Raw genomic sequence first — 22,248 nt, forward strand, 5'->3', positions numbered from 1 at the left:
CCCTTCACACGGAAGGGCTCTGGTGGATCACCCACGGAGGGTGACCACGCAGCGGTCTAGCCGAAGCTAGACTTGAATCCGTTCACTGGGCCAACCCCTGAGGGAAGGCTCAGTGGGCCTTGATGTTCGTGCCGTGCTTCTTGTCGAGACGGTCAGCGACCACATAACCGATCACGCCGGTTAGGGCCAAAGCACCGACAACGCCTACGATTGCGTAAACAAGCATCTGCATCGAGTCCATTTCATTCTCCTTTCGGATTGCTCATCGCTGTAATCAAGGATACCACCAAATCGGCGATCATCATTACCACGCCAAGCACCAGACAGAACGATACGACAAGCGGATGCGTTCCTGGTGTAACGATGGAAACAAAAGCGGCTGCCAACAAGCTACAGCCAACGCCCATAAGTGAAGCCTTAATCCAGTCGAATAGTATTTTCTTGTACATCTTTTTTACTCCTCAAAAAGACGAGGAGTCCCAACGGGATTCCCCGTCAGGGTTTAATTATTTCCAACTCCGAGCCGTTCGGCTGAGTTAGAAGAACAACAATAAAGCCATTTGCCTGCGAATAAATCGCATAGGCAAAGTTCGATTTTTCTGCCAACGATGATGCGCTGCGAACAGCGTCAATTGCGTTTACATGAAACATCGGGACGACCTCTTACGAAGCAAAGACTTCCAGTAAAACCGAAAGCTTTTTGCCAAGAGCCTTATTGAATCAAAGCGCGTGACGTGCCTTGATCATTTCTGCGGTGTGAGACTGCTGAGCAGTTTCAACGCCTGCATCGAACGCCTTGAAGCCAAGTTGAATGCCACCAACAACAAGAGCGGTAAGGACGATGAGAGTTTTCATGGTGTTCTCCGTTAGCAAAAGATGCAGACGGAGAACCACCCTGGCGGGAAGTAATCTCCCCGCTGCGGGTTTTTTATGCACGCAGAAAAACCAATATCCAGTTGCCTGGATGTCGATAATTTGAGTGCTATTTTTAAGCCGGTTTGAAAGCGTGGCTCTGCTTTTTGTGACTCATCACATACATGATGAGAACACTGCCTGAACGCATACACGTTTCAGGCCTTGGCGGACATGCTCATGCATGGCGCTAAGTTCTAAGCACAGAGGGCTCTGTGCTGGAGGGGTTCTTGAGAGCTCGACCTGAGGCCCGCTCTATGCCTGCGATGATACCAAACCGATGCCCTTTAACAAGATGGCGAACCAAAAAAAAGGGTGACCCGAAGGCCACCCTTTCACACTCATAGCCCATTAGGTGAGAACACCTTGTGGCCGCATTTATTCCGGAAACGGTCAACAACCATCTCCATTGGCTCCTCCAGCTTTATCGGCTGGAAAAAACCTTCTCCCCGCGAGTGCTTCAGGAGGATGACGCCCCCTGATGACAGCTCCCATAGGTGAACCTTTGTGCCCCCTTTGGTTACCCAAGCCTTACGGCTTATCGAGGCCTGGCCTTGCAAACGAGCAGCTTCGAGGATCGCGTTCATCGACTTCTCCATACATCCATGCAGGGAGAAGCCCCGCGGGGGATTTCTCCCCCTTGGGTTGTGTTTTTTAGAGTCCTGAATATCTGCTTTCGAGCTTCAATTTATCCGGTGATACCGGGAACCAGTAGCAATCCCAGTCCAGAAAAATGAAAGCTTCGGGACGAAACTCAGGATCGATCTCTCGGACGAATCCCAGGATTTTCTTTCCCTGGATTTCGACTCCGTATCCATTTGTCACCGTCACGGTATCGCCAAGGATGAAGTCGCATGGAACAGGCGCGACTTTTGCCATCTTTTCTTCAACAAACCGGTGCATTTTCATCTCCATTTTCATGGAGAACCCCGCCGGGGTTCCCCGGTAGGGTTATTTGCAGATTGCGTTGGCCAGCTCTTCAGCGTGCAGCAGAGCGTACGCTCTTCGCTCCTGGCTCATGTATGGCCAGCAAGAGCCAACTGCGTCCGAATAGCTCCCGAATGCGTCAATCCAGTCCCAGTAAATGTTCGTGCTGTCCACACGTCGCATCTGGTCAGCAGCTGGACGAACAAGGCTGAAAACCTTGTACAGCTCGCCACGCTCAACCGCCTGCTTTACAACCTGAAGCTCGCCTTCCGTCATAGCCTTGCGGCAAACCTTCTCGACGAGAACGCCGGCAGCGCGTTTCAGCAGCCTTTCAACTAGCTTGACCACCTGATCGTTACGAGTAACGAACGTCCTGGCTTCGCCGGCCTGGGCATCCTTATAAGCATTCATCTGATTCTCCATTTCTACGAAACGCAGAAAGGGAGAAAGCCCGTAGGGGCTTTCCCCCCTATCGGGCTTCTATTTACTTAAACAGTTCTTTGGCTGCGATTTTCAATGTGGTAGCGCGAACATCTTCGAAGTCGCACATCATTGCTTCACAACAGACTCGGAAGCTAAACGGATGAACTTCGTCCGAAAGTACCCAATCCATTGCTTCGCGCCAATTCTGCTCACTGACCTGAGGATGAATGATCTGCCTCAGAGTGATTTTCAGCAGGTATTCCCGCATCCACTCAACGTAATCATCGGTGATTTCGTCTCGTGTCCGCAGGGCTTCCAACTCAGCGTCTGACATTTCCAGAATGTCGAGAAATCCAAGTTGAAAGACTCGCGCATGGCTTGCCTTTCTCCGTGGTCTCCGCTCAAACGAGCGGCGCTGAATAATTACTTGTTCCCCAAACAGATCCAGCAAGGGCAACGCAGTCGCAGTATTTTCCATTTCAGACCTCCTCAAACCGACAGAGGCCTCCCACTAGGGAAAGCCCCTAGTGGGTTGAATGGTTATTTGTCAGGCGGCTAATGCTTCGCGAACAAGCTCAAAGAGCGAGTTCTTGAGATTCGCAACCTCCCCAACAGCACGGTATTGGCTGAACAATGCTTTCAGGATGTGCTCATTGGCACTTCCGAAACCAAGTCCAATCACTTCGATACCGCTGACCTCACACCGCTGAATAAACTCTTTCGCTGCATGAGTAGTACCTGCGTTCGGTTCCCCATCCGTTATGACGAAAAGAATCTTCTTCTCGCCCTTCGCACGAAGAACTTCAACAGCAGCCGGCCACAGTGCTTGCGCAAGAGGCGTACCGCCCTCCGACATCGCACCAAAGCCACCTTCGCTTACCGCCCTGATCAATCGCTCTTTCGGGCTCTTGATCAGTGCGCAGCGCTCAACGCCATCGTTCGCCTTGTTGGGAAACGACATCGCGCCGGTTGTCACCAGCGGAAGTCCCTCCAGCGCGCTTAGAACCGCATAGACTGCGGCTTCGGCCTGATCCATCGCAGATTTCATACTCCCCGACTTGTCGAGAAGAATCTGGATCGATGCAGACTGACGCTCTGCTCGAGACTTACTTCTAAACACCCTCGTTTCGCCGCCCTTCATCATGGCGATACGGCCAGTGTCGATCCGCTTGCCCTGCCGCTTCAGCCGAACACGGCAATCAACCTGCGCCTGTAACAGCCCATTAAGGCACTGTCGCAGACCGGCCGATTGCTCGATGCCCAATTGCACACGGCGGACGCTCGCTTGATCGGATCGGTTCCTCCCCCTCCCATCCAGAGAGAATGGTCGGAGCGGATTACCGTCGCGCACTGCCTTACGGCCTAGCAACTCACCCGCCTTGTCGCCAACTTCCGAGATCAACCCTTTCAGGTCGGCTTCGGTTGCATCCTTGGCCTGCTCGCGCAGGTTGCTGGCTTCTGGGGAAGGTTTGCCGCTGCCATTGCTGGACTGCGAGGTTTCTTGGCCATCGTCGCCGGCATTGCTGCCGCTACTTGGTTGGGATTGGTCTTGCGGCTCGGAGCCGGACTGGCCTCCATCAGATGTTTCCTGCTTGGATTCGGGTTGCCCCTCCTCTTTGCCTTCATCACCTGCACCCGCACCACCGTCTTGCTTCTGCTCCTGCTGCTGATCGCCTCCACCCGACTCTTGCGAGTCCTGAGGAGCACCCTCCGAGCCTTGCTCGGGCTGCGGTTGCTCATCTTCCTGCTCATCCTCTTGCGAAGGCAGCAGGTCGATAATCGCGTCCACCAGAGCGAGAACATCTGTTGTGCTCTCGCACGTCAGGGTGTTCTTCACCAGGGTCAGGATCTGATCCGTAAGGTCAGCCCCAAGAAGGGTCTCCATACGGGCCAGGTAGGCTTTTGCTGGAACCTCAAGCTGCGGTTCCTGGAGTAGCCAGTAACCGCCGTAGAGAATTCCGTTGTGAATCACATGAAGCGCCGGGCAGTCATCCACCTGCTCAGGCCGGAACGGCTCAAGCAGAACCTTGCGGTTCAGGTAGCGGATGTCCGACTCAGTACCTGGGTACTGATCCATGCTCAATCGTTCAATGCGGATGTCCTCAAGAATGTTCAGCAGATTCTTGCGGAAGGGTGTCGGGCTTGAGTCGCGAAAGCAGCCCATGTCTGTGTTGCGGACATGGGAGCATTCATGTGCGATGTACCCGAAGGACAGCGGCAGATCGTCCTCGGTGAAGGGGACAAATACGTTTTTTCCATCTGTCTTAGCCTGGATACCCTCAACATGCACTTTGACGCCAGTTAGCTCGGCAAGGTGCTGTGCATAGATCGGAAGAGTGCCGACCAGGGATTGATTGCTCATCGTTTATCTCCTTTCTCGCCACCGCGAAAAGGAGTAACCCCGCGAGGAGGGTTACTCCCACGCGGGGTTTGTTTGTGATGTCAGAACCAGAAGGTGCCGAAGGGCATATCGGGTTCGGACGGATTGATTACGAGGGGTTCTTCAGACTGCTCCACTGGAACGGATTCAGCTGGTTCAACAACCTCGGGTTTTGCTGGTACTTCGTTGATGCTGTCGTGACAACTCGGATTAGCTACGCTTGCGCTCAGCTCTTCCTCGACCATCGTTACGGCATCCGCGGGTACTTCAGCATCAGGTACAGCAACAGCAGTGACAGTCTCGGCCGTAGCCTCGATCTCAACTGCTGTAGGAGCCTCTGTTTCAACACTGGCCGGGGCCTCGGTTTCAACTGAAGGCAATGCTGGAACGAAGGCCATCGATGCATCTTCATGACCGTTAGCTATGTTCAGGTTTTTGATCAGCCGCTTGATCGAGTCCTCATCAGAGAGGGCCGACACAAGGGCTACAACACTGTTGTACTGAGAGCCATTAACCACCCCGGACTTGGGGAGAGCCGCAAGGACTTCCTCAATGTGTTCGGTTAGGGCTTTGACCTCACTGGACAGGAACATCAGGCCGCGAAGCTTGGCGTTGATCTTCCGAACAGTGTTCAGCGTCGTTTGTGTGACATGGCCACGAGTGGCCAAGCCTGTTTCAAGCAAGCGCTCGGCTGTATCTGCCGTCTCAGCGTACAGCTGATCTGACAAACCACGGACCTGCGTACCCAGCGTGTTAGAGAGGTGCTTGTCGCCATCAGGGGAAACACGGCATGCCGCGTACCCAAAATGCATCCCTGCATCTACCTGCGCCTTCGGTGTCACCGAGGTGCGGATAGCATCACGCCATTCTTGCTTCTCCCAGCCCTTGTCGATCCACTCAGTGATCCAGCGTTCGTAGTTAGGGAGAAAGTTGTTTTTCAAGTCGTAGAATTGCGATTTGAGCGCTTCCAGTCGGTCAACAACCTCTTGGATCTTGTCCTGGGAAACTGCATAGCCACCCAGGAACCGCACACCACACTCTTCCACCACCTTTGTAGCCTGCCGCTTGATCTTCTCAAACGGTTTCAGCTTCTCCGGGTCGATTACACGCATCGATCCGAGTGAAGCCAAAATAGCAGGAGGAATCTTCCCCTCCAGCATTTCAGGTTTAAGCTTTTTCCGAGCAGTCCACAGATGGATACCGGAAAGATCGACCAGCAGTAGTTGGTCTAGGATTTTAATTTCATTCTGTTGAATGGACATTTCACGATTCTCCTTTCTCACATGCATGAAAAAGGGGGAATCGCACCCGTGGGGGGAGATTCCCCCTTTAGGGTTTTTTACACAGCAACCTTCCAATCGCCACCAAAGACACTCTGGGCGATCTTACGAATTGCTGTTTTCTGAACTAAATCGCAGCGATTGAGCAGTGATTCATCCAGCGAAAGCTGAAGCGGATTAGCTGCGCCTTGGTGAGTGTATCCACAAGAGATACGCCCCCAACGAAGCAATGTCCGAGTGGACATCGTAACGCTTAGGTAATTACCACCTAACCCTTGATGTTGATTACGAATGGAGTTCGCAACCTTCACCATATTTTTCGCCATCTCTTCCGGAAGCATTGGCAAAGCAGATATCAAAGTTGCTACTTCGTTATCAGCCTCGAGGTATGGAACCTCAAACACACGGAAGCGATCCAGCGATGCCAGGTTCTGCTGCATGGTGCCAGCATGTACTCCCGATGCATCGCCCTGTCCCGCCGTATTGCCGCAAGCGACAAACCGGAAGTTGACATGAGGCTTCACAACCTCACCATTGTTTTCCGCAATCACTAAGGGTCTCCCCTCCATGACAGCGTGCAGACCTACAGTTACTGCCGGATCAAGTGTGTCGTACTCATCGAGCACGAACACAAACCCATTGCGCATTGCTTGGGTCAGCGGCCCATCCACAAACTTCGTGTTCAGGTCGCCACTCACCGGATCAGTGACAGGCAGGTTGTAACCAGTAAGCTCCGGCATTTCCATCCGGCTGTGTGCCGAAACGGTGATGCAGGGCCAATTAAGATGGGCAGTGACTTGCTCTACGAGCGAAGACTTACCCGATCCAGTTGGGCCGAGGAGCATGCAGCTATCCCCAAACGGAGCGTAGAGCCAGCTCATGAACGGCTTGACCAGCATCTCGCGGAAGAAATACTTCTTCTTCGGCGCGACGTGATGCATCCACTGGTGTCCTTCTGCAAAACCAGGCGCTTTCGCGTTGGTATTGAAGCCGAACTCTTTCATCTCAACTTGTGCATTGAATTGCATTTTAAATTCTCCGTTCTCGAAAGCAGTTGCCCAAGAAAAGGAGAATCCCCATAGGGGAAGACTCCCCCAGTGGGCGGTTTTTTTTGTGCGGGTTTTACGCAGCAACTACCAGATCAATTACAGACAGGCTGTCTTCACTGGTTTTTTTGGTGAAGCTTACGACTGGTGTGAGCCCGTGATAAACCAGCTCGGCACACAGCGAGTGCATCATCCATGGCGGGCAGCTGACCAGAACGGTAGTTGCGCCAGATTTCTTTGCTTCAGCAAGGGCAATTTCGCCAAGACGCTCAACGCGCTTTGCAACACTTTCCTTCGTTGGCAACACCGGGAAGAAAAGGAGACTACGAATCTCCTGAAATTCCTTCCAACTCGTAAGATCACGAACCCCGAAGGCTTCGAGTTCACGGGTAGTTTTAAACTTGGTCAGGTTAACGACTTCGTTGGTATTGCTCATATTCTCAACTCCAGTTTTCAGAGCGGAGAAAGCCCATACGGGTTTCCCCGCATGGGTAGGTTTTTAAGCTGATTAGAGTCGCAGCTAACGACCCGTGCCAGGCACGGACAAACATCTACGCTCATGCGCGGATGGTTGATTCTGGGAGGTAGCATAAGTCAGATGGACTTATGCTTACTTGAACAGCCCCGATCGGAGCTGTGAGGGTTCTTGAGCTGCAATAGCGCGCAGCTTACGCACCTTTCGGTAGGGCCATGATGCCTATTTACAGGGATGCCTGCAACCCTCTGGGATCACGCAAATTTGCGGTCAAGCAGGCCCGGAGGAGAAAGAAAAGCCGCCCTTAGTCAGCCTTGGGCGGCTCGCTTATCGTGTTTCTGGGCCGGCTCACATCAGGTGAGGAATTCCATGGCATCCAGGCTTGCTTTCCGTGCCGGTCGGGCCTCGACACAAGCGTCAAAAATCAAAATCAAACGGCCATAAAAAGTAAAAACCGCCAGGCCCCTTCCGGAACTCGCCACCTGCGGATTTACCAAGTTCTGTCAGGTAATGCATGGTATCTCGAAGCTCGAGGTATCCCCCCGCAACAAGCCGATCCATCAGGTCTTTCGTCTTGATGCCCATTTTTGCAGCCAACTTTGCAGAGGTGAGCTTGGCCATAGCGCCTGAACCGCCATCAGCCGCATCGGTCGATGCCGATGCTGCCTGAGCAGCAGCGCCACCGCCTTCGACCTTGACGACCATTTCCATTGCAATACGCACCTCATCGCTTACACGGACAATACGCTGAGCCTCGTCGTAGGCATCGCGGTAGCACTCCGAGTCAGCCTCCCGGGTCAGCAGGATGCCCATCTCGTTGTTATTGACCTGGCTGAACTCGTAGAGGTTGAGGCTCGTGATGATGGCCACTTCTTCGTTGAGGTAGCACTTGGCATGCAAATTCTTGCAGAAGCTCGTGCGAACGAAGGTCAGGCCCTTGAGCCAGTTAATTTCCTGAGGGTTGAGCTCGCTCTTGCCGTAGACGATCCGCACGTCAATCTTCATACGGTTTTTGTCTTCCAGCAGCTCGCGGATGCGATCATTGATTTTGAGGAACGGGCTGATCAGGATCAGCCGCTCTTTCGCGTTCTTGATCAGCTCCTCCAGGTAGTAATTGGTAGCGCTGGTGTTAAGAAACTTGGGCATATAATTTCCTTGACTTCGTGAATTGCTCGGGCCTAATGCACCCGCGATTGCATGCACCATAAGTGCTCAAACATGGCCACGGGCTCCATCCCAGAAGGATTTGAGATGGAAGAAAAACGCTGGGAGCAGGATCAGCACTACGCTCGCGACTACAGATAGGGTCACCACCGTTACTGCGCCGTTGAGCGCATGCCACATCCCGATCTCGAGATAACGCGCCACAAAATCCGCGGCCTTGATGATGAACGCCATTGCAACACCTTCTCCCTGGAATGGAATCATCTGGAGCAAGAAGACTAAGCCGCCGAAAGCGACCGCAATGATGGCAAAGCCCTTGAGACCCAGGGCGATATCGGCAGTGCTTGGAATGGCGTGCATCGAGATAACTAGGACGAGCAACGCCAGAGCAAACCCCTGCAATGAGCCAGTACCCAAGTCGACGATCGCGGTAACAGAACCGGTGGCCACAGCGCCGATCCAGACAACCAAAGGCACCATGCCCTGGTCGGGAAGGCTCTGTTCGGATGATGTGCCGAGGGAGAGAACGGCGATTGCGCCCCCGGCCAACAAGGGCGCAATGCCCTGAACAAGAAGACCAATCGAGTTGCGCAAAGAAAACGGGCTATAGGAAAACTCGACGTAGCCCAACTGCCCAGTGATTGCATCCGGTGCGAATAGCGCAAGCTTCCTGATTCGCAGGCCGAAGAGCAGGCATGCAATCGCGTGCGCCAGCTCATGTACGGGCCCGCCGATGATTCCAGTGTTCCGATAGATAATCCACGTCTTTGCCGAAAACTGTGACACCAGCCTACCCCAGACAAAAATCGCTCCGGCCGGCACAAGTAAAAGCGCAAGGTAGAGGTAGATCATGCGCGCTGCCCCGCTGCCGCTTCCATCTCCCGCTTGGCCTCGGCGTGACTTTTCTGGATCACGACCTGGGTGATGCTGTTGATCACCAGTACCTTCTTTGCCCTTGTGGCTGCGACATAGAGCAAATTCAGCTCATCAATCCGCTGATCTGGGGTGATTTTCTCTTCGTCGAAGATGTCCGGGAAATCTTCTTCCAAGACCACCACATCCCATTCCAGCCCCTTTGATCGGTGGCATGTGCTCACAATCACATCGGCATCGAGAGGATCATCTGTTGAGTTACGGCGTAGAGCTGCGATCAATTTCGGGATGTCGTTGTGCTCCTTGAGTATCCTGAGCATCCGATTCATCTCGGCATCCTTCGACTCCTCTGCCGCTTCGGCAAACCCTCCAAAGTCGCTGAACTGCCCAAAAAGGCGCTTGTTGCGGATCTCATCCTTGCGGCCGACCTTCAGATGGTAAACATCCTCGAGGTCGGAGATCTGGTATGCCTCAATCCCCCCGTTCCAGTAGACAACTTGGCCATCAGATACAGCATCAATGGCCGTCATGATCACGCCAATCACCGTGCGGTTGAGCACGGTGTAGTGGTTACATCCAGAGGGAAGCGATGTCGTCACTTTGTCGCGCGCACCGTACCCGACCAGGGGACGTGTTTCCCCTTGCTGTTTGAGGATCGCATTGGCTACGCCGGCAATCATCGGCCCGAACCGGAATGAGTTGGTCAAGAACATCGACGCCGCGCCCTGCACAATCTGCGTATCAAGTGCGTTCTCAGCCCCTCGCCAACGGTAGATCTGCTGCCATTTGTCGCCGACAAATATCTTCCTCGCCTTCTGACCAGCGACCAGGGAGGCAGTTACGGGGTTACTGTCCTGCGCCTCATCGAAAAGGATCACGTCATACGGCAGCTGGGGATTACTGAGCTGGAAGAGCTTCAGGTATGCGTCATGCTGGCAGGGGAATTTGCTCTCTGTATCGATCATCTCGTCCCAGAGTTTCTGGGCAGAATTTATCGTCCGGTCGAGGTGATCGGCTCCGTGCTCCGCTGCCTCTTCCTCGCTGAGCGCAGCAAAATAATGCGCCTCACTGATTTCTTCGTCAGCGCTCGAAAGGTAGGCATTGAGCACAGCGATAGCGTCTCGAACATCTCCCCAGTTCCGTGTTTTGAGGAGCCCGGCAGCATCCGTCAGACGGATATTCCCGAGCTTGTGCTGATAGTGTCGGCCAAACTGCGGCCAGGCCAACTGGTGGGATGTCTTGCACACTACGTTTTTCGGAAACTTCTCCGCGCCTTCATCCCGGATAGCGCGGTTGTACGCCAGATAGAGCATGCGCAAGTGGCTGTGATGGTTGGCATAGGCAACAAGCGTTGTCGTCTTGCCGCACCCGGCATAGGCCTTCACCACCAGATGGTCACCTTGGTATTCGATGATCGGAAGCTGTTCTGCGGTCGACTTCATTGAGGCGACTCCATTCTGTTTTTTGCGGACTTACCGCCGTAGACAGACAGCGCTGCTAAGCACCAGAACGAAAACACGGCATCAATCACGTCGCCCATTGGGAGATGGCGAATAACCAGGGCCACCGGCTCTGTAACCACCAGGAACGTCGCATACCCTGCAACGGCATGCATTCCGAAGGTGCGTAAGGCCGCTGCGATAAGGAGGGCAAATAATGCGCAAGACACCAAGCTATGCGTGGAACTGGAGCTCGGGGCGAAGTGGGTACAGGCGACGACCATGCCAACCGCTACTGCCATCAGGCCAGCAGTGTGACGACTGGATATCGAGCGCAGCTCTTCGCCGCTGTGCCTGAACGTCAGAATCATGACCGCGTGCGAGCCGATGCCTGCCAGGTAGTCAATGAGTGGTGATCGGCATATCGCCGGAAGATATTTTTCGCTGGGCATGTGAGTCTCCTTAGGTGAGGAGATCGTTTCATGCAGGTCGCTGGGAAAGGTCTGGTTTCGGGCGGTTTTTTGGTCTGAATTACGCAGACGCCGCCCCAGATCGGGGCGGCTGGAGGGGGCTTACTGGTTGACGCGATCCTTGAAGGACTTGCCAGGGGTGAACTTTGGCTTGATCGAGGCAGCGATGGTGATCGGAGCCCCGGTAGACGGATTACGGCCCTGACGCTCGGCCTGCTTGGTTGACTCGAAAGTACCAAAGCCCACGAGGCTAACCTTGTCGCCGCCGGCAACGACATTTTGAACCGTCGAGATGAGGCTGTTCAGCACCTCTCCCACGGTTGACTGGCTGTGCCCGCTTTCGTCGGCAATCGCTTTCACGAGTTCTTGACGATTCATTCGCTTTTACTCCTTGGTTGTTGAAAATCGCATGGGTGTTAAGTCCCAGCTGAAAGCAGTGAAACATGGCTCTGGATAATCCCAAGCCGCCGGCTCACCCGAATCGGCGTTTGCTTTTGGCGCGACGGACGTTATAGCCCTTCACCCAGCTTTTCATGTCTTCACTCGGTGGTTTGGGTTGCACGGTACCGATCCATGCGCGATCTGGCAGCTCTTTCATGTATGCCTGGTATGCGTACTGAGCCCACCCGTCTTTCTTGCCGGTCTCACGGGCGTACCCAAGCAGCTCGCAGAAAGTGTGCTGTTTACTGGTCGGCCCGAGCACTTTGCGTCGATCGTCTAGCTTCACGAGCTTGCCGGTGGCCACCGCCACCCCATCCGGTATAACGATTTCATTGCCACACTTCGGACAGAGCAAGCCGCTGAAAACAAAGCTGCACTTCGGACATGGCTTGGTTTTCTTCTCCTGATCGCCTTTGTCCTGCGGGCGGCGGTCAAGACGCTCCCCTTCCCCGTTGTCCATGGCATCGGGCACCTCGTCCGTTGGCTTCCCGTTAAGTAAGAGATTCCCCGAGTGGTCGATGATAATGCAGTCGATTTTTCCTGTTTCAGGCGAGAGCCTGAGCCCACGGCCAATCATCTGATAGTGAAGCATCAGGGACTTGGTAGGGCGCGCTATCACGAGGCAACTGGTCGAGGGGTCATCAAACCCCTTGATCAGCATGGCCACTGATACCAATACCCTTATCCTGCCTGCCTTGTATTGGCGCAGGATTTCCTCAGTCTCATGCGCCGGCATATAGCCATCGATATGGGCTGCGGCAACCCCAGCTTTTAGAAACTCATCTGCGAGCTTCTTGGAGTGCTGGACGTTGCAGGCGAAAACCATTGTTTTGCGGTTTTCGCCCAGTTCTTTCCAGTGCGTTACCACGTCACCAAGCAGCTTGGCGTCACCCATGACCGTGGCTAGCTCGTCCTCGATCCAGTCGCCATTCGGCTTCGTGCTCACCCCCTTCAGAGAAGGCACGGATGGCGCGTAGCACTCTGTAGGGACAAGGAAACCTTGGTCTGTCAGCTCGGAAAGGGAGATGCAGTTGACAAGTCTGTCAAAGATGCGGCCCAGGCCTCGCCGCCATGGGGTAGCACTGAGCCCGATAACTGGCACCTTGTTCCGCCGGCACCACGTGATCAGCTCAATGTGGGCCTCGTGGATGACATGCGCCTCGTCAATGAGAACAAGGTGTGGCTTGTGGTGGTTGAGCATGTAATCCAGGCGCGGACGCAAGCTTTGGATCGTTGCGACCTGGATGGGCTTTCGGTAGTCAGTGCAGGGATGGTCTGACTGAATTGCACCGGCGACCAAACCATCTTTGTGGAACCGCTCAAGCGTCTGATCGAGCAGCTTCACGCTGTCGACGATGAACCAGGCCCTCCGGTTCTTCGCCTGCGCACCGGCAATGATGTGCTTGGCCACCTCTGTCTTACCGGAGCCCGTTGGACTCATCAGCATCTGAATGATCGCGCCAAGGCTTATGCCCTTGCGGAGTTCAAAATCCTGCTGTTGTTGGTAGGGTCGGAGCTGCATCGAGGTTTCCCGCTGTTAGAACTACAGGTAGGAAACCATCGCTTCGAAATAACCCAAGCCAGGTGCTCGATCCGTGGGATGGAGACGGCAACGGAACGCAGCCTAATTGAGGCGGATATTTTTTCCTGCCAATGCGCGCCGATACAGGCTCTTCCTGATGCTCGCACCTCGACTTGGGTTTTCCGGCCGGCGTGCGACTGTGCTCGACATTGCCTGAGCTTTCGCACAGGCGTCGACGAAGGCCAAGAAATAGGAGTCGTAGATGGATGACGTAGGAGAGGCGCGTGCTCGCAAGTTTGCAGAGTCACTGCGCGATGCAAGCTGGGTTATCGATGACGATACTGCCGGCGCACAAAACGCCGTTGGATTCTGGCTGTACTCATACAACTTGGTTGCTGGCCCCCGACTCGTTGGCCAGCTCACGCTGGATGGCTATCGAGCAATGCAGGGCGGCGAAGATCTGAAGAATCTTGACGGACTTCAGCCCGCTGATGTTCTCGGCGCGACCCTCAGCGCCTATGACGCTCTGCCAGAGCAGAGCCGCAATGCTCGGGAGTCGCAAATCGTCATATCAGCGCTGTCGCTATACGCCAGCTCCACTATGACCTGGCAGGCGCTGCCGGCTCTCAAAACTGGAGCCCACCAACACTTCATGGTGTTCGATTGGCTCACGGCCCCCGGCAAGAGGATTTTTCGCCCCGCCGCCGCAATCACCGGTTCCGTTCTTGCTCCTGAAATCCTGACCGACTTCAGTAAGCAAGTGCTCACCGCCCATTTGTCGAAACACCCCCACGAAACGCCTTACTAACCCCAAACTACAGGGACTTTGCTCATGCCAATCCGTCACATCATCGTTCATCAGATCGACAAAAAACCCGATGGCACCCCCGCGGTGCTGCATGCCCGCGACACAGAGCTGGGGGCTTCGCAGGCTATCGAAAACATGCTCGCCGACCTCAACGAGAGCTACAACGCCAAGCAGGGCAAGGCCTGGGGTCTTTTCCACGCGGAGTCGGGCGCTTATCCCTTCAGCCGATGGCTGAAGGAGTACATCGAGGGCGGTCAAGACTTCACATCTTTCAGTCACACTGCCGTAGAGCACCTGCAAAAGCTGATGGAAGAATCGAACCTCTCCACCGGCGGCCACGTCCTGTTCGCCCACTACCAGCAAGGCATGACCGACTACCTGACCATCGCCCTGCTGCACCATAGCGAAGGCGTGGCGGTGAACGACACCCTGGACGTGACTCCAGCCAAGCACTTGGATCTCGGTCAACTGCACCTGGCAGCGCGCATCAACATCAGCGAGTGGCAGAACAACAAGCAGTCCAAGCAGTACATTTCGTTCATCAAGGGCAAGAACGGTCGCAAGGTGTCGGACTACTTCCGTGATTTCATAGGTTGCCAGGAGGGTGTAGACGCCCCCGGTGAAACCCGCACCCTGCTCAAGGCATTCAGCGATTTCGTCGAGAGCGAGGATCTGCCCGAGGAGCAGGCGCGGGAGAAGACCAATACGCTCGTTGGCTACGCCACCAGCCAGGCGAAGTTGGGCGAACCGATGACGCTGGAGGAGCTGTCGGGGCTGATCGATGAAGATCGACCACAGGCGTTCTACGATCACATCCGCAATCGTGACTATGGACTGTCGCCTGAGATCCCAGCGGATAAACGCACCCTCAACCAATTCCGCCGCTTCACCGGCCGCGCAGAAGGTCTGTCGATCAGCTTCGAGGCCCACCTGCTGGGTTCCAAGATCGACTACGACGAGAATGCCGGCACGCTGACTATTCGCAATCTACCCACTCAGTTGCGTGATCAACTCAAGCGCGGCTAAAAAAAATGCCCCGTTCATCTCTGGACGGGGCAGATCCTGCTTAGCCTGGCCGGGTACCTGCTGGGCTTTAGCGCAAGCTCAGGCCGTCGAACCCAAGCCGCAATGAGAGGTGTTCGGCAACCGAAGCGCCGATCTTGCTGGCAAAGCGATCCAGGGGATTCTGTTTGCGGGTGAAGTCAACGATCTTGCTCACACCTACGACTTCGCGAGCCACGTAGTCGGAATCACCCAGGCGATCCACCAGCCCCAATTCCACCGCTTGCTCGCCAGTCCATATCAGCCCCGAGTATAGGTCGGGATTCTCCTTCGCTTTCAAACGCTCTCCCCGCCCAGCCTCAACCGAGCGAATGAATTGATTGTGGGTTGTTTTGAGCACCCCTTCCCAGAACTTCGTCTCCTCTTGGTTTTGAGGCTGGAATTGATCGAGGAAGGCCTTGTGTTCGCCGGACGTATAGGAGCGGCGCTCGACCCCAAGCTTTTGCATGAGTTCGACGTAACCAAAGCTCGCCGCGGTTACACCGATCGATCCGACCAAACTGGCCTTGTCCGCAAATATCTCGTCGGCTGCGCTGGCGATGTAATAACCGCCGGAGGCTCCCAGATCTGTGATGACGGCATAAACCTTCGTGTCTGGATGCAGTGCACGCAAGCGACGAACTTCATCGTAAACATGGCCTGCTTGCACGGGACTTCCGCCTGGGCTGTTGATCTCCAAAATCACAGCTTTCGTATTCTCATTTTCAAAGGCCTTGCCGAGGCTACGCTTCAGGTTCTCAGCGCTCGCTTCCTCCCCATCCGCAATCACTCCCCTCACCTTGATTTTCGCTGTTACCGGCACATCGGTGCCGACGCCATCGAGGTCTGCCCTTCCGCCGACCACAAAAGCAGTCACGACTACCCCAAGGGTCGCGAGCCGGAAAAAGTTCTTCCAGCGACGTGCTGCACGCTGCTCTTTGATGCTTGCTTGCAGCGTTCGCTCCAAGACTTCAAGGCTTTGATCCATGGGATTTCCGTTAAAAGATTGATTCCCGGCTATTAAACACTGGGGAGAGGCGATCCTGAACAGGCGGTTGGCTCTTGGGATTCTCAACGATCGTGAGAGAAGGAGGCAGATCAACCTATACGGAGAACCATTTATGCAGGTCGTCACGCCCCAGGCTCGGCATCATGCTGGACTTACCCTCAGCCTGGCTATTGGAGTTACTGGCTCACCACAAGCGCTTTCTCGGCTGAAGGCCAAGCTCGAACTAGCGGTTGAGGATGCTTTGCAAGTTCTCTCCCAACAGGCCAGCAATGAGCTTGGAATTGAGATCGGTCGCTGCAACATCGAAACGTCCATCTCCCAACCAGAGCGCGACGGTTCGGCGTCGATCTGGCCCCCAGAGAGTGATTCGGCGGAGCAGCTGGGAGTCCCCTCGGGGTCTCCATCCTCAGCTCCCCTGAAAGCAGGATCGTGCCTGTGAGCGCCGCATCCGCCGTGACACATCACCTCGAGCACGAGCGCTTTGTAGTGCGGGATATCTCTGACCAGTACGAGGCACCGACCTTTGACCTGATTTTCCGAGACCAGGAGCACGGAGTTGAGCGTTGCTCCGACAGCGTGTGGAGTTCGCACGAGCAAGCCTCGGTAGCAGCGGAGGCACTGGAAAAGGCAGATCGCCGTCCAGTTCACTGGGGTGTGTTGAAGAGCCTCTAAAAGGAGGCCCATAGAAATCAGGCGACCGGCTGTGTCGCCTTTTTTGTTCTCGCTTTTCCTTGCGCTGCCGGCCCCACGACTCAATCAGCTTAGTAGCCGGCCGCATTGAGGTGACTTGGGTTTTTCAAGTCGGCCTATAACGTGGCCAATGCAACCTCGACTGAAACCGAGGAGAAAAACACCGCACAACCGCAAACAGCGCAGCCCGCTTTCAGGCGAAAAAACCGTCTGAAATCGAGACCTTCCTCAGCCAATACCTAACAAACTAATCGCCGACCAACCAACAAGGATCATCAGTATGCAATTCAACAATTTCTCATCCTCGTCCAAATCTCCCTTGGCTCTCGGCTCGATTGCCGTTGTGGCCGTTATAGGTATGGGTCTGCTGCTTGGCTCGTTTTATACCGTCGACGAGAAAGAACGCGCAGTGGTCCTGCGCAACGGTGCCTTCATGGAGGTGGCAGATCCAGGGCTGCATTGGAAAATCCCCTTCATCGATAGCGCCAAAGCGATCTCGATACAGAACAACGCCACCAAGTGGGACGGTTTGCAGGCATACAGCCGTGACCAACAGGCTGCAACGTTGTCGGTCTCGGTCAGCTGGCACGTGCCGGCAGGCGAGGTCGCGGAGGTCTACAAGGGCTACGCCGATCTGGACGGCCTGCTGACAAGAGCAATCAGCCGCCATGTCCCAACACAGGTGGAAAACGTCTTCGGTCAATACACCGCCGTCAATGCCGTACAGCAACGCGGCAAGCTGGTTGCCGATATCGCCTCTGCAATCAAGAGCGCAGTCAGTGGGCCGGTGGTGATCGACAGTGTGCAGGTCGAGAACATCGACTTCAGTGACGCCTACGAGAAGTCGATCGAAGAGCGCATGCGCGCTGAGGTTGCCGTGAAGACTCGCGAGCAGCAACTGGCCACTGAGCAGATCCAGGCGCGGATTGTCGTCACCCAGGCCCAGGCTACCGCGGATTCTGCACTGGCCGCCGCACGTGCCGAAGCGGAAAGCATTCAGCTGCGCGGCGAAGCGGAAGCAAAAGCCATCGACGCCCGCGCTCGCGCCCTGGGCAGCAACCCCGGCCTGGTCGAACTGACCAAAGCCGAGCGCTGGAACGGCGTGCTGCCTACCACTGTACTTCCAGGCGGAACCCTGCCGTTCATCGACGCCAAGAAGTAATCCATCTTCCCACATTAGAAGCCCGCAGCCCTGACAAGCTCGCGGGCTTTGTCATTGTAAAAGGGATCTACCAATCCAGTAGTCATGCCGGTGGAAACGGAGAAACAAATGCACCGAACCATACCCAGCTGCACCTTCTTATCGCGCAGTGACGCTGAAGCATACTCGCAAGGCCCCGACTGGCACCTGATATCGATATCTGATGGTCTTGAAGACCAGGCCCGCATCGACGAGGCACGCTGGAAGAGCGTGAGCTACCACCACTTCATTGACGCTGGCTTTGACGAAGAAGTCATCGAGATATATGGGCCAGATTTTGAGCGGAACTACGTCGATTACTTGCTCAGCGGTAAGGCTGACGTGCTGCGGGAGCGCATCCGGGAAATTACAGATCGAGGGGAAAATATCGCTGTCAATTGCCAAGCCGGCCGATCCCGCAGTGCCGCGGTTGCTTTGTATATCAGCAAACATTATGGCTACCAACTGCATAAGCCGACCCCAGACGCAAACCAGTGCGTCTACCGGATGCTGGCCAACGATGTTCACCTGATGGCAGCCTACCGTGCGGCAAGCACTCCAGTAGAACCAGAAGCGCCAAAGCGAAGCCTTCTCTCGGCAATCAAATCGATGTTCTCGTGAGCGAACAGCGACGGTAGAGATCATGGTAAATTAGCCGCTGGGCAGCTTCATGGTAGAAGCTACGCTCCCAAGGCACTCCCCCCCTCACCTGTCTCGTCTGTGGTGTCGCTGAAGCTGCTCATTTTATTTCCGAAGCCCGCCAGGCTTGCCCTAGGCGGGCTTTTCTTTGAGCAACGCGCTGTCGCTCAACCAGCCATTGGGATTCTCCCCAGCCAACGTACTCTGGCCATCTTCGCGAACGATCAACATTCCTCAAGGCAAAGGACTATGACTGACCGCCGAATCACCGCCGCAGTCCTGGATGGGCTCTTAGAAGCCTTGGATAGCGCACCTGTCGAGTGCGATGGGATGTGCAGGCTGGTTGCTACCAGGTTGGCTCGGGCAGGAATTCCCTACCAAGGCATGCTTGGCCAACTGCTTGTTGCTGGCCGGGCCGTTTCTCCCCACTACTGGATCGAGGTTGGGCTTTTCCGGATCGACTACCGCGCCAGGATGTGGCTCGGCTCCGATCCTGAAATTCCCCACGGCGTTTTTCCTCTGGATGGGAGGCCTTCAGCCCAATACACCGGCATCAGGGTGCAAATTGATCCCCTGCTCCCTTCTGTCTACGAAATCCTGATCATGCCGCCGTTTGGCATCAGCCCTCCCGAGGCTCGTTGAGTCTGGTTGGGATTCCCAGCTCATGCCGTAGCCTGATGGCATCTCCTGGAAAACTCGGATCGCCTTATGTCTTACACCACCGCCACCATCAACGAACTGTTTGGTCTACGCGACAAGGTAGGCCTTTCAACCGCTTCGGGCTTCAAAGCTCGTGTGCGCTTTGTACAGCTGGCTTACCGCCACAATCTCGTACATGAGATCACCAGCTACCAGTTGTGGGATCGTGGGTTTGAAGGACTGGGCGAGCGTACTTTTGATACCTGCTTCGAGATGGGAGACAGTCCCGAAGTTATCGCCGAGCTGATCCGTGACGCGCGCACCCACGGCTATGCCGGAAACATAGAGATGGAGGTGGGAAATCCTGAATGCTTCGCCCGTTGGTGCGGCTACGCAGACCGCCAGCAAGAGCTTGCATTTTAAGGACCAGCACCCATAGCAATCACAGCCCGGTTCGCCGGGCTTTTTGTTGGCTTGGGATATTGCGGAATGGAAATAGCCTGATGGCATCTCCCCTTTGACAACATGGAGTTGCCTCATGCCGTCCCATACATTCAAGTCGAGCTATTTGCCGGAATACCTTGCATGGCTCATGTTCCTAGCCGGGGTGGCCAATGCCACGCTGATCTGGTCTGGGGTATTCGCAGCCGCGCCTCAGGCCTTCCTGCTGCTTTTTGGCGGGCTTTTTGGCACCGCTGGCATCGCCCTCCTCGGCTTGCTCATGTTGGCCACCTGGTGCGCTCTGGGATTGCTGCTGGCCGCTCTTACCCGCCGGGCGCTGGAGTGTCGGTCATGAGATTCAAGAAGTACCTGCTTCGTCAGGAAAAACGCACTGTCACAGAGCGAATGAAGAAGGCTTTTGAGCGCAAGCAGGCGCGGGAAGCTGAGTCACTGCCACTCTTCGGCGATCAGATTCGCGAGATCCAGCACAGCTGGGAAGAAGAAAAGCGCCTGCGCGACCTTCACGAGGGCAAAGTTACCGATCGTATGCGTCAGAACCATGCTGCCGTGTGGCGTAAAGCACGAGCTGCATACTTCGCACTGAATGCAGAGACACGAGCCAAATGCCGCGCAGCTTGGAACGCCTGGGTCGGCCCGAGCGACCCGCTGTATCTGATCTATGTCGTCAACCAGTTCAACGGCGTAGGTGCCGCCAGAGAGGCCAGAATGGCGGCAGACCGGCAGGCCATGAACAGTCGAATTATGGCCCGCCTTCGGGCACAGCCTGAATTGCTGTGAGATGGTTTATTGTGGCTACCTGCCGGCTGGCTTCTTCTTGACCGGCAATCTCTCTACGTTGGTCGAGTGCTCAATGGCTATTTGGTGATGGACAAAATCTAGGAATTCCTGCGTCGGCCGGTATCTTGGCTTCCAGCTTTCACACAAGCTAAGTGCGGCCGCAATGTCCGCCCTGGGGTTCCCACTCTGCCGATAGTCGAGGGTTTCAGATAATCCGCGCACGATGTCTGTATGAACGTAATCCATGTAGCCACCCAGTGCCTTTTCCTTGAGCGCTCGCTGTAGCCGCTCCTGGAACTGCCTGATCACGGTTGGTACATCATAGAAATCCAGGATGAATTTCTCCTGATGAAGTGCCATTGCCAGCGTTGTGATCCGTATTACGTTCTCCGCTGTTGCCTGGGGCCTCGGGATTGCAGCCCTAATTTCGGCGTCAATCAGGGCCTTGCGAGCTTTAAGCCGAGCCTCCCTCTGCTTCTCCTCCCGGCGCTTGATCTCTTTGGCGTGCTCAACACGAATATTGATCGAGCGGACGATCTCCCCGGCCTTTCGGATGGCGTTAGCCTCCTCCGGCTCGAGGAGCTTATGCAGTGGCCCTCCCAACAATTTCTCAAGCTGGGTCGCCGTGCCAGAAAGCGCCGTTTGTTGGGCTTTCAGGCTAGCGGCGTTGTAATACTCCAGAACGGCCAGGACATCCTCCGCGCTGATTCTCCAGTGAATTTTATCTTTTCCCATTTTCACTCTTCGCTCGTCCGGACAGCCAGTGGCGTTCAATCCTGCTTCAGGCCAGGTGCTTGGGTTGTGCCTGGCAAGTGGGATAATCCATACATCTTAGTAGCTCTCCAACAGGAAAACCTATGCGCAGCGGGCTAGATTCGGCTGAGGATGACTTCAAAAAATGGCTCAGCCCTTCCGTGGTGGTTGACTCCTCGGGTTTTCCTTTGCTGCTGGAACATCGAACCAATGGGGAGTTCGACACCCTTGATCCGTCCAAAACGGTCGACGGTGGGCTTCATTTTGGTACCTCAGAACAGGCCTCCATGCGTGCTGGCAAGGGTTCCCGTGTCATCCGAGCCTATCTGAAGGCGAAGAATATTCGCCGAAGCAAAGATCGCGGCGGTAACTGGAAATCCATAATCGCGAGCGCGAAACGCGCGGGGATGGATGCAATCGTCTATCTCAACCGCTACGAAGGGCTCACCACCGAGGTGATTGAGCGGCTAAGCGCTAGTGGCGACCTCAGCCGGCTCGACGACATGACAGATGCGCAGTTTAGAAAGGTAGTGCCCGAGGCTCGGGACAGTTACATCGTGTTCCGCCAGGATCAGCTTTGGATTGAACGCGATCGTTCTGAATAGCCACCCCAAACCCAACCGATGGCGACACCCAACCACAGAAGGAGAATGACCAAATGGCCGATCAACTGGATTATCTCGACGCCTTGGCGCTGCGCGTGGCCAAGGGCGACCTTGACTGTGTTGGTGCCCTGAGTCGTGGCGAATACCTCTATGTCGCACTGGCCGCGAACAGCGCCGAGCTGCTGAACCAGAGCAATGACACTATCGCCGAAGCACTTGCCCGCCTGGGGCCTGAATGGACTGCGGCGCTGATCGAGCGCTGGCAGTACAAAGGCAATCCAGCCCGCTACTGA

Annotated in this window: 29 protein-coding genes; 10 read left to right on the plus strand and 19 right to left on the minus strand. The window is 55.2% G+C overall.

Going from position 1 to position 22,248, the window contains the following annotated elements; translation table 11 throughout:
- Positions 1–109: 109 nt before the first annotated feature.
- From G7020_RS24095 to G7020_RS16120, 17 genes are all read right to left on the minus strand, one after another.
- Positions 110–241: a hypothetical protein gene (locus G7020_RS24095; protein ID WP_255311629.1), complete on the minus strand. Its 132-nt coding sequence runs from the start codon at positions 239–241 to the stop codon at positions 110–112.
- 1 nt (position 242) lies between these two features.
- Positions 243–449, minus strand: a complete 207-nt coding sequence (locus G7020_RS16050; RefSeq protein ID WP_011077965.1) for a hypothetical protein — start codon at positions 447–449, stop codon at positions 243–245.
- Positions 450–720: 271 nt separating this feature from the next.
- Positions 721–855: a hypothetical protein gene (locus G7020_RS24100; RefSeq protein WP_013100880.1), complete on the minus strand. Its 135-nt coding sequence runs from the start codon at positions 853–855 to the stop codon at positions 721–723.
- 398 nt (positions 856–1,253) lie between these two features.
- Entirely contained in the window at positions 1,254–1,499 is a 246-nt protein-coding gene (locus G7020_RS16055; RefSeq protein WP_013100879.1) for a hypothetical protein, read from the minus strand.
- A 67-nt stretch (positions 1,500–1,566) separates the two neighbouring features.
- Positions 1,567–1,833 (minus strand): hypothetical protein, encoded by a 267-nt coding sequence (locus G7020_RS16060; RefSeq protein WP_181086213.1) that lies wholly within the window; start codon positions 1,831–1,833, stop codon positions 1,567–1,569.
- Positions 1,834–1,863: 30 nt separating this feature from the next.
- Positions 1,864–2,250, minus strand: coding sequence for a hypothetical protein (locus G7020_RS16065; RefSeq protein WP_023049102.1), 387 nt, complete (start codon positions 2,248–2,250; stop codon positions 1,864–1,866).
- A 73-nt stretch (positions 2,251–2,323) separates the two neighbouring features.
- On the minus strand, positions 2,324–2,740 hold the full coding sequence (locus G7020_RS16070) for a hypothetical protein (RefSeq protein ID WP_013100876.1): 417 nt from the start codon (positions 2,738–2,740) through the stop codon (positions 2,324–2,326).
- Positions 2,741–2,809: 69 nt separating this feature from the next.
- On the minus strand, positions 2,810–4,624 hold the full coding sequence (locus G7020_RS16075; RefSeq protein ID WP_023049101.1) for a nitric oxide reductase activation protein NorD: 1,815 nt from the start codon (positions 4,622–4,624) through the stop codon (positions 2,810–2,812).
- Between the two features lie 80 nt (positions 4,625–4,704).
- The gene (locus G7020_RS16080; RefSeq protein WP_033962538.1) at positions 4,705–5,904 is read right to left on the minus strand and encodes a DUF3150 domain-containing protein; all 1,200 of its coding nucleotides are present in this window, start codon (positions 5,902–5,904) and stop codon (positions 4,705–4,707) included.
- A 77-nt stretch (positions 5,905–5,981) separates the two neighbouring features.
- Positions 5,982–6,950 carry an AAA family ATPase gene (locus G7020_RS16085; protein ID WP_060763787.1) on the minus strand — a complete coding sequence of 323 codons (969 nt, stop codon included), beginning with the start codon at positions 6,948–6,950 and terminating at the stop codon, positions 5,982–5,984.
- Positions 6,951–7,044: 94 nt separating this feature from the next.
- A complete protein-coding gene (locus tag G7020_RS16090) occupies positions 7,045–7,404 on the minus strand; it encodes a hypothetical protein (protein ID WP_060763788.1) in 360 nt (119 codons plus the stop codon).
- A gap of 456 nt (positions 7,405–7,860) precedes the next feature.
- Positions 7,861–8,589, minus strand: a complete 729-nt coding sequence (locus tag G7020_RS16095; protein WP_060763789.1) for a phospholipase D family protein — start codon at positions 8,587–8,589, stop codon at positions 7,861–7,863.
- A 66-nt stretch (positions 8,590–8,655) separates the two neighbouring features.
- Positions 8,656–9,459 carry a hypothetical protein gene (locus G7020_RS16100; RefSeq protein WP_060763790.1) on the minus strand — a complete coding sequence of 268 codons (804 nt, stop codon included), beginning with the start codon at positions 9,457–9,459 and terminating at the stop codon, positions 8,656–8,658.
- Complete coding sequence (locus G7020_RS16105; protein WP_060763791.1) at positions 9,456–10,922, minus strand: 3'-5' exonuclease; 1,467 nt, start codon at positions 10,920–10,922, stop codon at positions 9,456–9,458. The genes G7020_RS16100 and G7020_RS16105 overlap by 4 nt, the downstream gene beginning before the upstream one ends.
- Positions 10,919–11,371, minus strand: coding sequence for a hypothetical protein (locus G7020_RS16110; RefSeq protein WP_124097838.1), 453 nt, complete (start codon positions 11,369–11,371; stop codon positions 10,919–10,921). The genes G7020_RS16105 and G7020_RS16110 overlap by 4 nt, the downstream gene beginning before the upstream one ends.
- A gap of 120 nt (positions 11,372–11,491) precedes the next feature.
- Positions 11,492–11,767 (minus strand): HU family DNA-binding protein, encoded by a 276-nt coding sequence (locus tag G7020_RS16115; protein WP_043859655.1) that lies wholly within the window; start codon positions 11,765–11,767, stop codon positions 11,492–11,494.
- Between the two features lie 94 nt (positions 11,768–11,861).
- A complete protein-coding gene (locus G7020_RS16120) occupies positions 11,862–13,352 on the minus strand; it encodes a DEAD/DEAH box helicase (RefSeq protein ID WP_124097837.1) in 1,491 nt (496 codons plus the stop codon).
- Between the two features lie 262 nt (positions 13,353–13,614).
- Here G7020_RS16120 and G7020_RS16125 point away from each other — a divergent pair, with 262 nt between their 5' ends.
- Complete coding sequence (locus G7020_RS16125) at positions 13,615–14,160, plus strand: hypothetical protein (RefSeq protein WP_033045067.1); 546 nt, start codon at positions 13,615–13,617, stop codon at positions 14,158–14,160.
- A gap of 24 nt (positions 14,161–14,184) precedes the next feature.
- Positions 14,185–15,186 (plus strand): nucleoid-associated protein YejK, encoded by a 1,002-nt coding sequence (yejK, locus tag G7020_RS16130; RefSeq protein ID WP_033045065.1) that lies wholly within the window; start codon positions 14,185–14,187, stop codon positions 15,184–15,186.
- Positions 15,187–15,253: 67 nt separating this feature from the next.
- Here yejK and sppA read toward each other — a convergent pair whose 3' ends face one another.
- On the minus strand, positions 15,254–16,189 hold the full coding sequence (gene sppA, locus G7020_RS16135; protein WP_050511654.1) for a signal peptide peptidase SppA: 936 nt from the start codon (positions 16,187–16,189) through the stop codon (positions 15,254–15,256).
- A gap of 991 nt (positions 16,190–17,180) precedes the next feature.
- On the opposite strand from sppA, the gene G7020_RS16140 reads away from it, so the two are divergent.
- From G7020_RS16140 to G7020_RS16165, 6 genes are all read left to right on the plus strand, one after another.
- Positions 17,181–18,062: a prohibitin family protein gene (locus G7020_RS16140; protein WP_033045059.1), complete on the plus strand. Its 882-nt coding sequence runs from the start codon at positions 17,181–17,183 to the stop codon at positions 18,060–18,062.
- A 108-nt stretch (positions 18,063–18,170) separates the two neighbouring features.
- The gene (locus G7020_RS16145) at positions 18,171–18,701 is read left to right on the plus strand and encodes a dual specificity protein phosphatase family protein (RefSeq protein WP_033045058.1); all 531 of its coding nucleotides are present in this window, start codon (positions 18,171–18,173) and stop codon (positions 18,699–18,701) included.
- 402 nt (positions 18,702–19,103) lie between these two features.
- Positions 19,104–19,361 (plus strand): hypothetical protein, encoded by a 258-nt coding sequence (locus tag G7020_RS16150; protein ID WP_236080787.1) that lies wholly within the window; start codon positions 19,104–19,106, stop codon positions 19,359–19,361.
- 66 nt (positions 19,362–19,427) lie between these two features.
- A complete protein-coding gene (locus tag G7020_RS16155; RefSeq protein WP_033045057.1) occupies positions 19,428–19,781 on the plus strand; it encodes a hypothetical protein in 354 nt (117 codons plus the stop codon).
- 115 nt (positions 19,782–19,896) lie between these two features.
- Positions 19,897–20,154, plus strand: a complete 258-nt coding sequence (locus tag G7020_RS16160) for a hypothetical protein (protein WP_161565790.1) — start codon at positions 19,897–19,899, stop codon at positions 20,152–20,154.
- Complete coding sequence (locus G7020_RS16165) at positions 20,151–20,597, plus strand: hypothetical protein (protein WP_033045054.1); 447 nt, start codon at positions 20,151–20,153, stop codon at positions 20,595–20,597. The genes G7020_RS16160 and G7020_RS16165 overlap by 4 nt, the downstream gene beginning before the upstream one ends.
- A gap of 15 nt (positions 20,598–20,612) precedes the next feature.
- Here the strand turns inward: G7020_RS16165 and G7020_RS16170 are convergent, their stop codons facing one another.
- The gene (locus G7020_RS16170) at positions 20,613–21,332 is read right to left on the minus strand and encodes a hypothetical protein (RefSeq protein ID WP_033045053.1); all 720 of its coding nucleotides are present in this window, start codon (positions 21,330–21,332) and stop codon (positions 20,613–20,615) included.
- Between the two features lie 122 nt (positions 21,333–21,454).
- Between G7020_RS16170 and G7020_RS16175 the strand changes: the two genes are divergently transcribed.
- Together G7020_RS16175 and G7020_RS16180 are read left to right on the plus strand one after the other, a co-directional pair.
- Positions 21,455–21,955, plus strand: a complete 501-nt coding sequence (locus G7020_RS16175; protein ID WP_033045052.1) for a hypothetical protein — start codon at positions 21,455–21,457, stop codon at positions 21,953–21,955.
- 53 nt (positions 21,956–22,008) lie between these two features.
- Complete coding sequence (locus tag G7020_RS16180; RefSeq protein ID WP_033045051.1) at positions 22,009–22,248, plus strand: hypothetical protein; 240 nt, start codon at positions 22,009–22,011, stop codon at positions 22,246–22,248.

The sequence above is a fragment of the Stutzerimonas stutzeri genome (genome assembly GCF_013522825.1).
Lineage (GTDB): Bacteria > Pseudomonadota > Gammaproteobacteria > Pseudomonadales > Pseudomonadaceae > Stutzerimonas > Stutzerimonas stutzeri_AK.

What these genes read in the sequence shown, in the direction of transcription:
- G7020_RS24095 (WP_255311629.1), bottom strand. Translation starts at nt 241, where the DNA reads ATGGACTCGATGCAGATGCTTGTTTACGCAATCGTAGGCGTTGTCGGT.
- G7020_RS16050 (WP_011077965.1), bottom strand. Translation starts at nt 449, where the DNA reads ATGTACAAGAAAATACTATTCGACTGGATTAAGGCTTCACTTATGGGC.
- G7020_RS24100 (WP_013100880.1), bottom strand. Translation starts at nt 855, where the DNA reads ATGAAAACTCTCATCGTCCTTACCGCTCTTGTTGTTGGTGGCATTCAA.
- G7020_RS16055 (WP_013100879.1), bottom strand. Translation starts at nt 1,499, where the DNA reads ATGAACGCGATCCTCGAAGCTGCTCGTTTGCAAGGCCAGGCCTCGATA.
- G7020_RS16060 (WP_181086213.1), bottom strand. Translation starts at nt 1,833, where the DNA reads ATGAAAATGGAGATGAAAATGCACCGGTTTGTTGAAGAAAAGATGGCA.
- G7020_RS16065 (WP_023049102.1), bottom strand. Translation starts at nt 2,250, where the DNA reads ATGAATGCTTATAAGGATGCCCAGGCCGGCGAAGCCAGGACGTTCGTT.
- G7020_RS16070 (WP_013100876.1), bottom strand. Translation starts at nt 2,740, where the DNA reads ATGGAAAATACTGCGACTGCGTTGCCCTTGCTGGATCTGTTTGGGGAA.
- G7020_RS16075 (WP_023049101.1), bottom strand. Translation starts at nt 4,624, where the DNA reads ATGAGCAATCAATCCCTGGTCGGCACTCTTCCGATCTATGCACAGCAC.
- G7020_RS16080 (WP_033962538.1), bottom strand. Translation starts at nt 5,904, where the DNA reads ATGTCCATTCAACAGAATGAAATTAAAATCCTAGACCAACTACTGCTG.
- G7020_RS16085 (WP_060763787.1), bottom strand. Translation starts at nt 6,950, where the DNA reads ATGCAATTCAATGCACAAGTTGAGATGAAAGAGTTCGGCTTCAATACC.
- G7020_RS16090 (WP_060763788.1), bottom strand. Translation starts at nt 7,404, where the DNA reads ATGAGCAATACCAACGAAGTCGTTAACCTGACCAAGTTTAAAACTACC.
- G7020_RS16095 (WP_060763789.1), bottom strand. Translation starts at nt 8,589, where the DNA reads ATGCCCAAGTTTCTTAACACCAGCGCTACCAATTACTACCTGGAGGAG.
- G7020_RS16100 (WP_060763790.1), bottom strand. Translation starts at nt 9,459, where the DNA reads ATGATCTACCTCTACCTTGCGCTTTTACTTGTGCCGGCCGGAGCGATT.
- G7020_RS16105 (WP_060763791.1), bottom strand. Translation starts at nt 10,922, where the DNA reads ATGAAGTCGACCGCAGAACAGCTTCCGATCATCGAATACCAAGGTGAC.
- G7020_RS16110 (WP_124097838.1), bottom strand. Translation starts at nt 11,371, where the DNA reads ATGCCCAGCGAAAAATATCTTCCGGCGATATGCCGATCACCACTCATT.
- G7020_RS16115 (WP_043859655.1), bottom strand. Translation starts at nt 11,767, where the DNA reads ATGAATCGTCAAGAACTCGTGAAAGCGATTGCCGACGAAAGCGGGCAC.
- G7020_RS16120 (WP_124097837.1), bottom strand. Translation starts at nt 13,352, where the DNA reads ATGCAGCTCCGACCCTACCAACAACAGCAGGATTTTGAACTCCGCAAG.
- G7020_RS16125 (WP_033045067.1), top strand. Translation starts at nt 13,615, where the DNA reads ATGGATGACGTAGGAGAGGCGCGTGCTCGCAAGTTTGCAGAGTCACTG.
- yejK (WP_033045065.1), top strand. Translation starts at nt 14,185, where the DNA reads ATGCCAATCCGTCACATCATCGTTCATCAGATCGACAAAAAACCCGAT.
- sppA (WP_050511654.1), bottom strand. Translation starts at nt 16,189, where the DNA reads ATGGATCAAAGCCTTGAAGTCTTGGAGCGAACGCTGCAAGCAAGCATC.
- G7020_RS16140 (WP_033045059.1), top strand. Translation starts at nt 17,181, where the DNA reads ATGCAATTCAACAATTTCTCATCCTCGTCCAAATCTCCCTTGGCTCTC.
- G7020_RS16145 (WP_033045058.1), top strand. Translation starts at nt 18,171, where the DNA reads ATGCACCGAACCATACCCAGCTGCACCTTCTTATCGCGCAGTGACGCT.
- G7020_RS16150 (WP_236080787.1), top strand. Translation starts at nt 19,104, where the DNA reads ATGCTTGGCCAACTGCTTGTTGCTGGCCGGGCCGTTTCTCCCCACTAC.
- G7020_RS16155 (WP_033045057.1), top strand. Translation starts at nt 19,428, where the DNA reads ATGTCTTACACCACCGCCACCATCAACGAACTGTTTGGTCTACGCGAC.
- G7020_RS16160 (WP_161565790.1), top strand. Translation starts at nt 19,897, where the DNA reads ATGCCGTCCCATACATTCAAGTCGAGCTATTTGCCGGAATACCTTGCA.
- G7020_RS16165 (WP_033045054.1), top strand. Translation starts at nt 20,151, where the DNA reads ATGAGATTCAAGAAGTACCTGCTTCGTCAGGAAAAACGCACTGTCACA.
- G7020_RS16170 (WP_033045053.1), bottom strand. Translation starts at nt 21,332, where the DNA reads ATGGGAAAAGATAAAATTCACTGGAGAATCAGCGCGGAGGATGTCCTG.
- G7020_RS16175 (WP_033045052.1), top strand. Translation starts at nt 21,455, where the DNA reads ATGCGCAGCGGGCTAGATTCGGCTGAGGATGACTTCAAAAAATGGCTC.
- G7020_RS16180 (WP_033045051.1), top strand. Translation starts at nt 22,009, where the DNA reads ATGGCCGATCAACTGGATTATCTCGACGCCTTGGCGCTGCGCGTGGCC.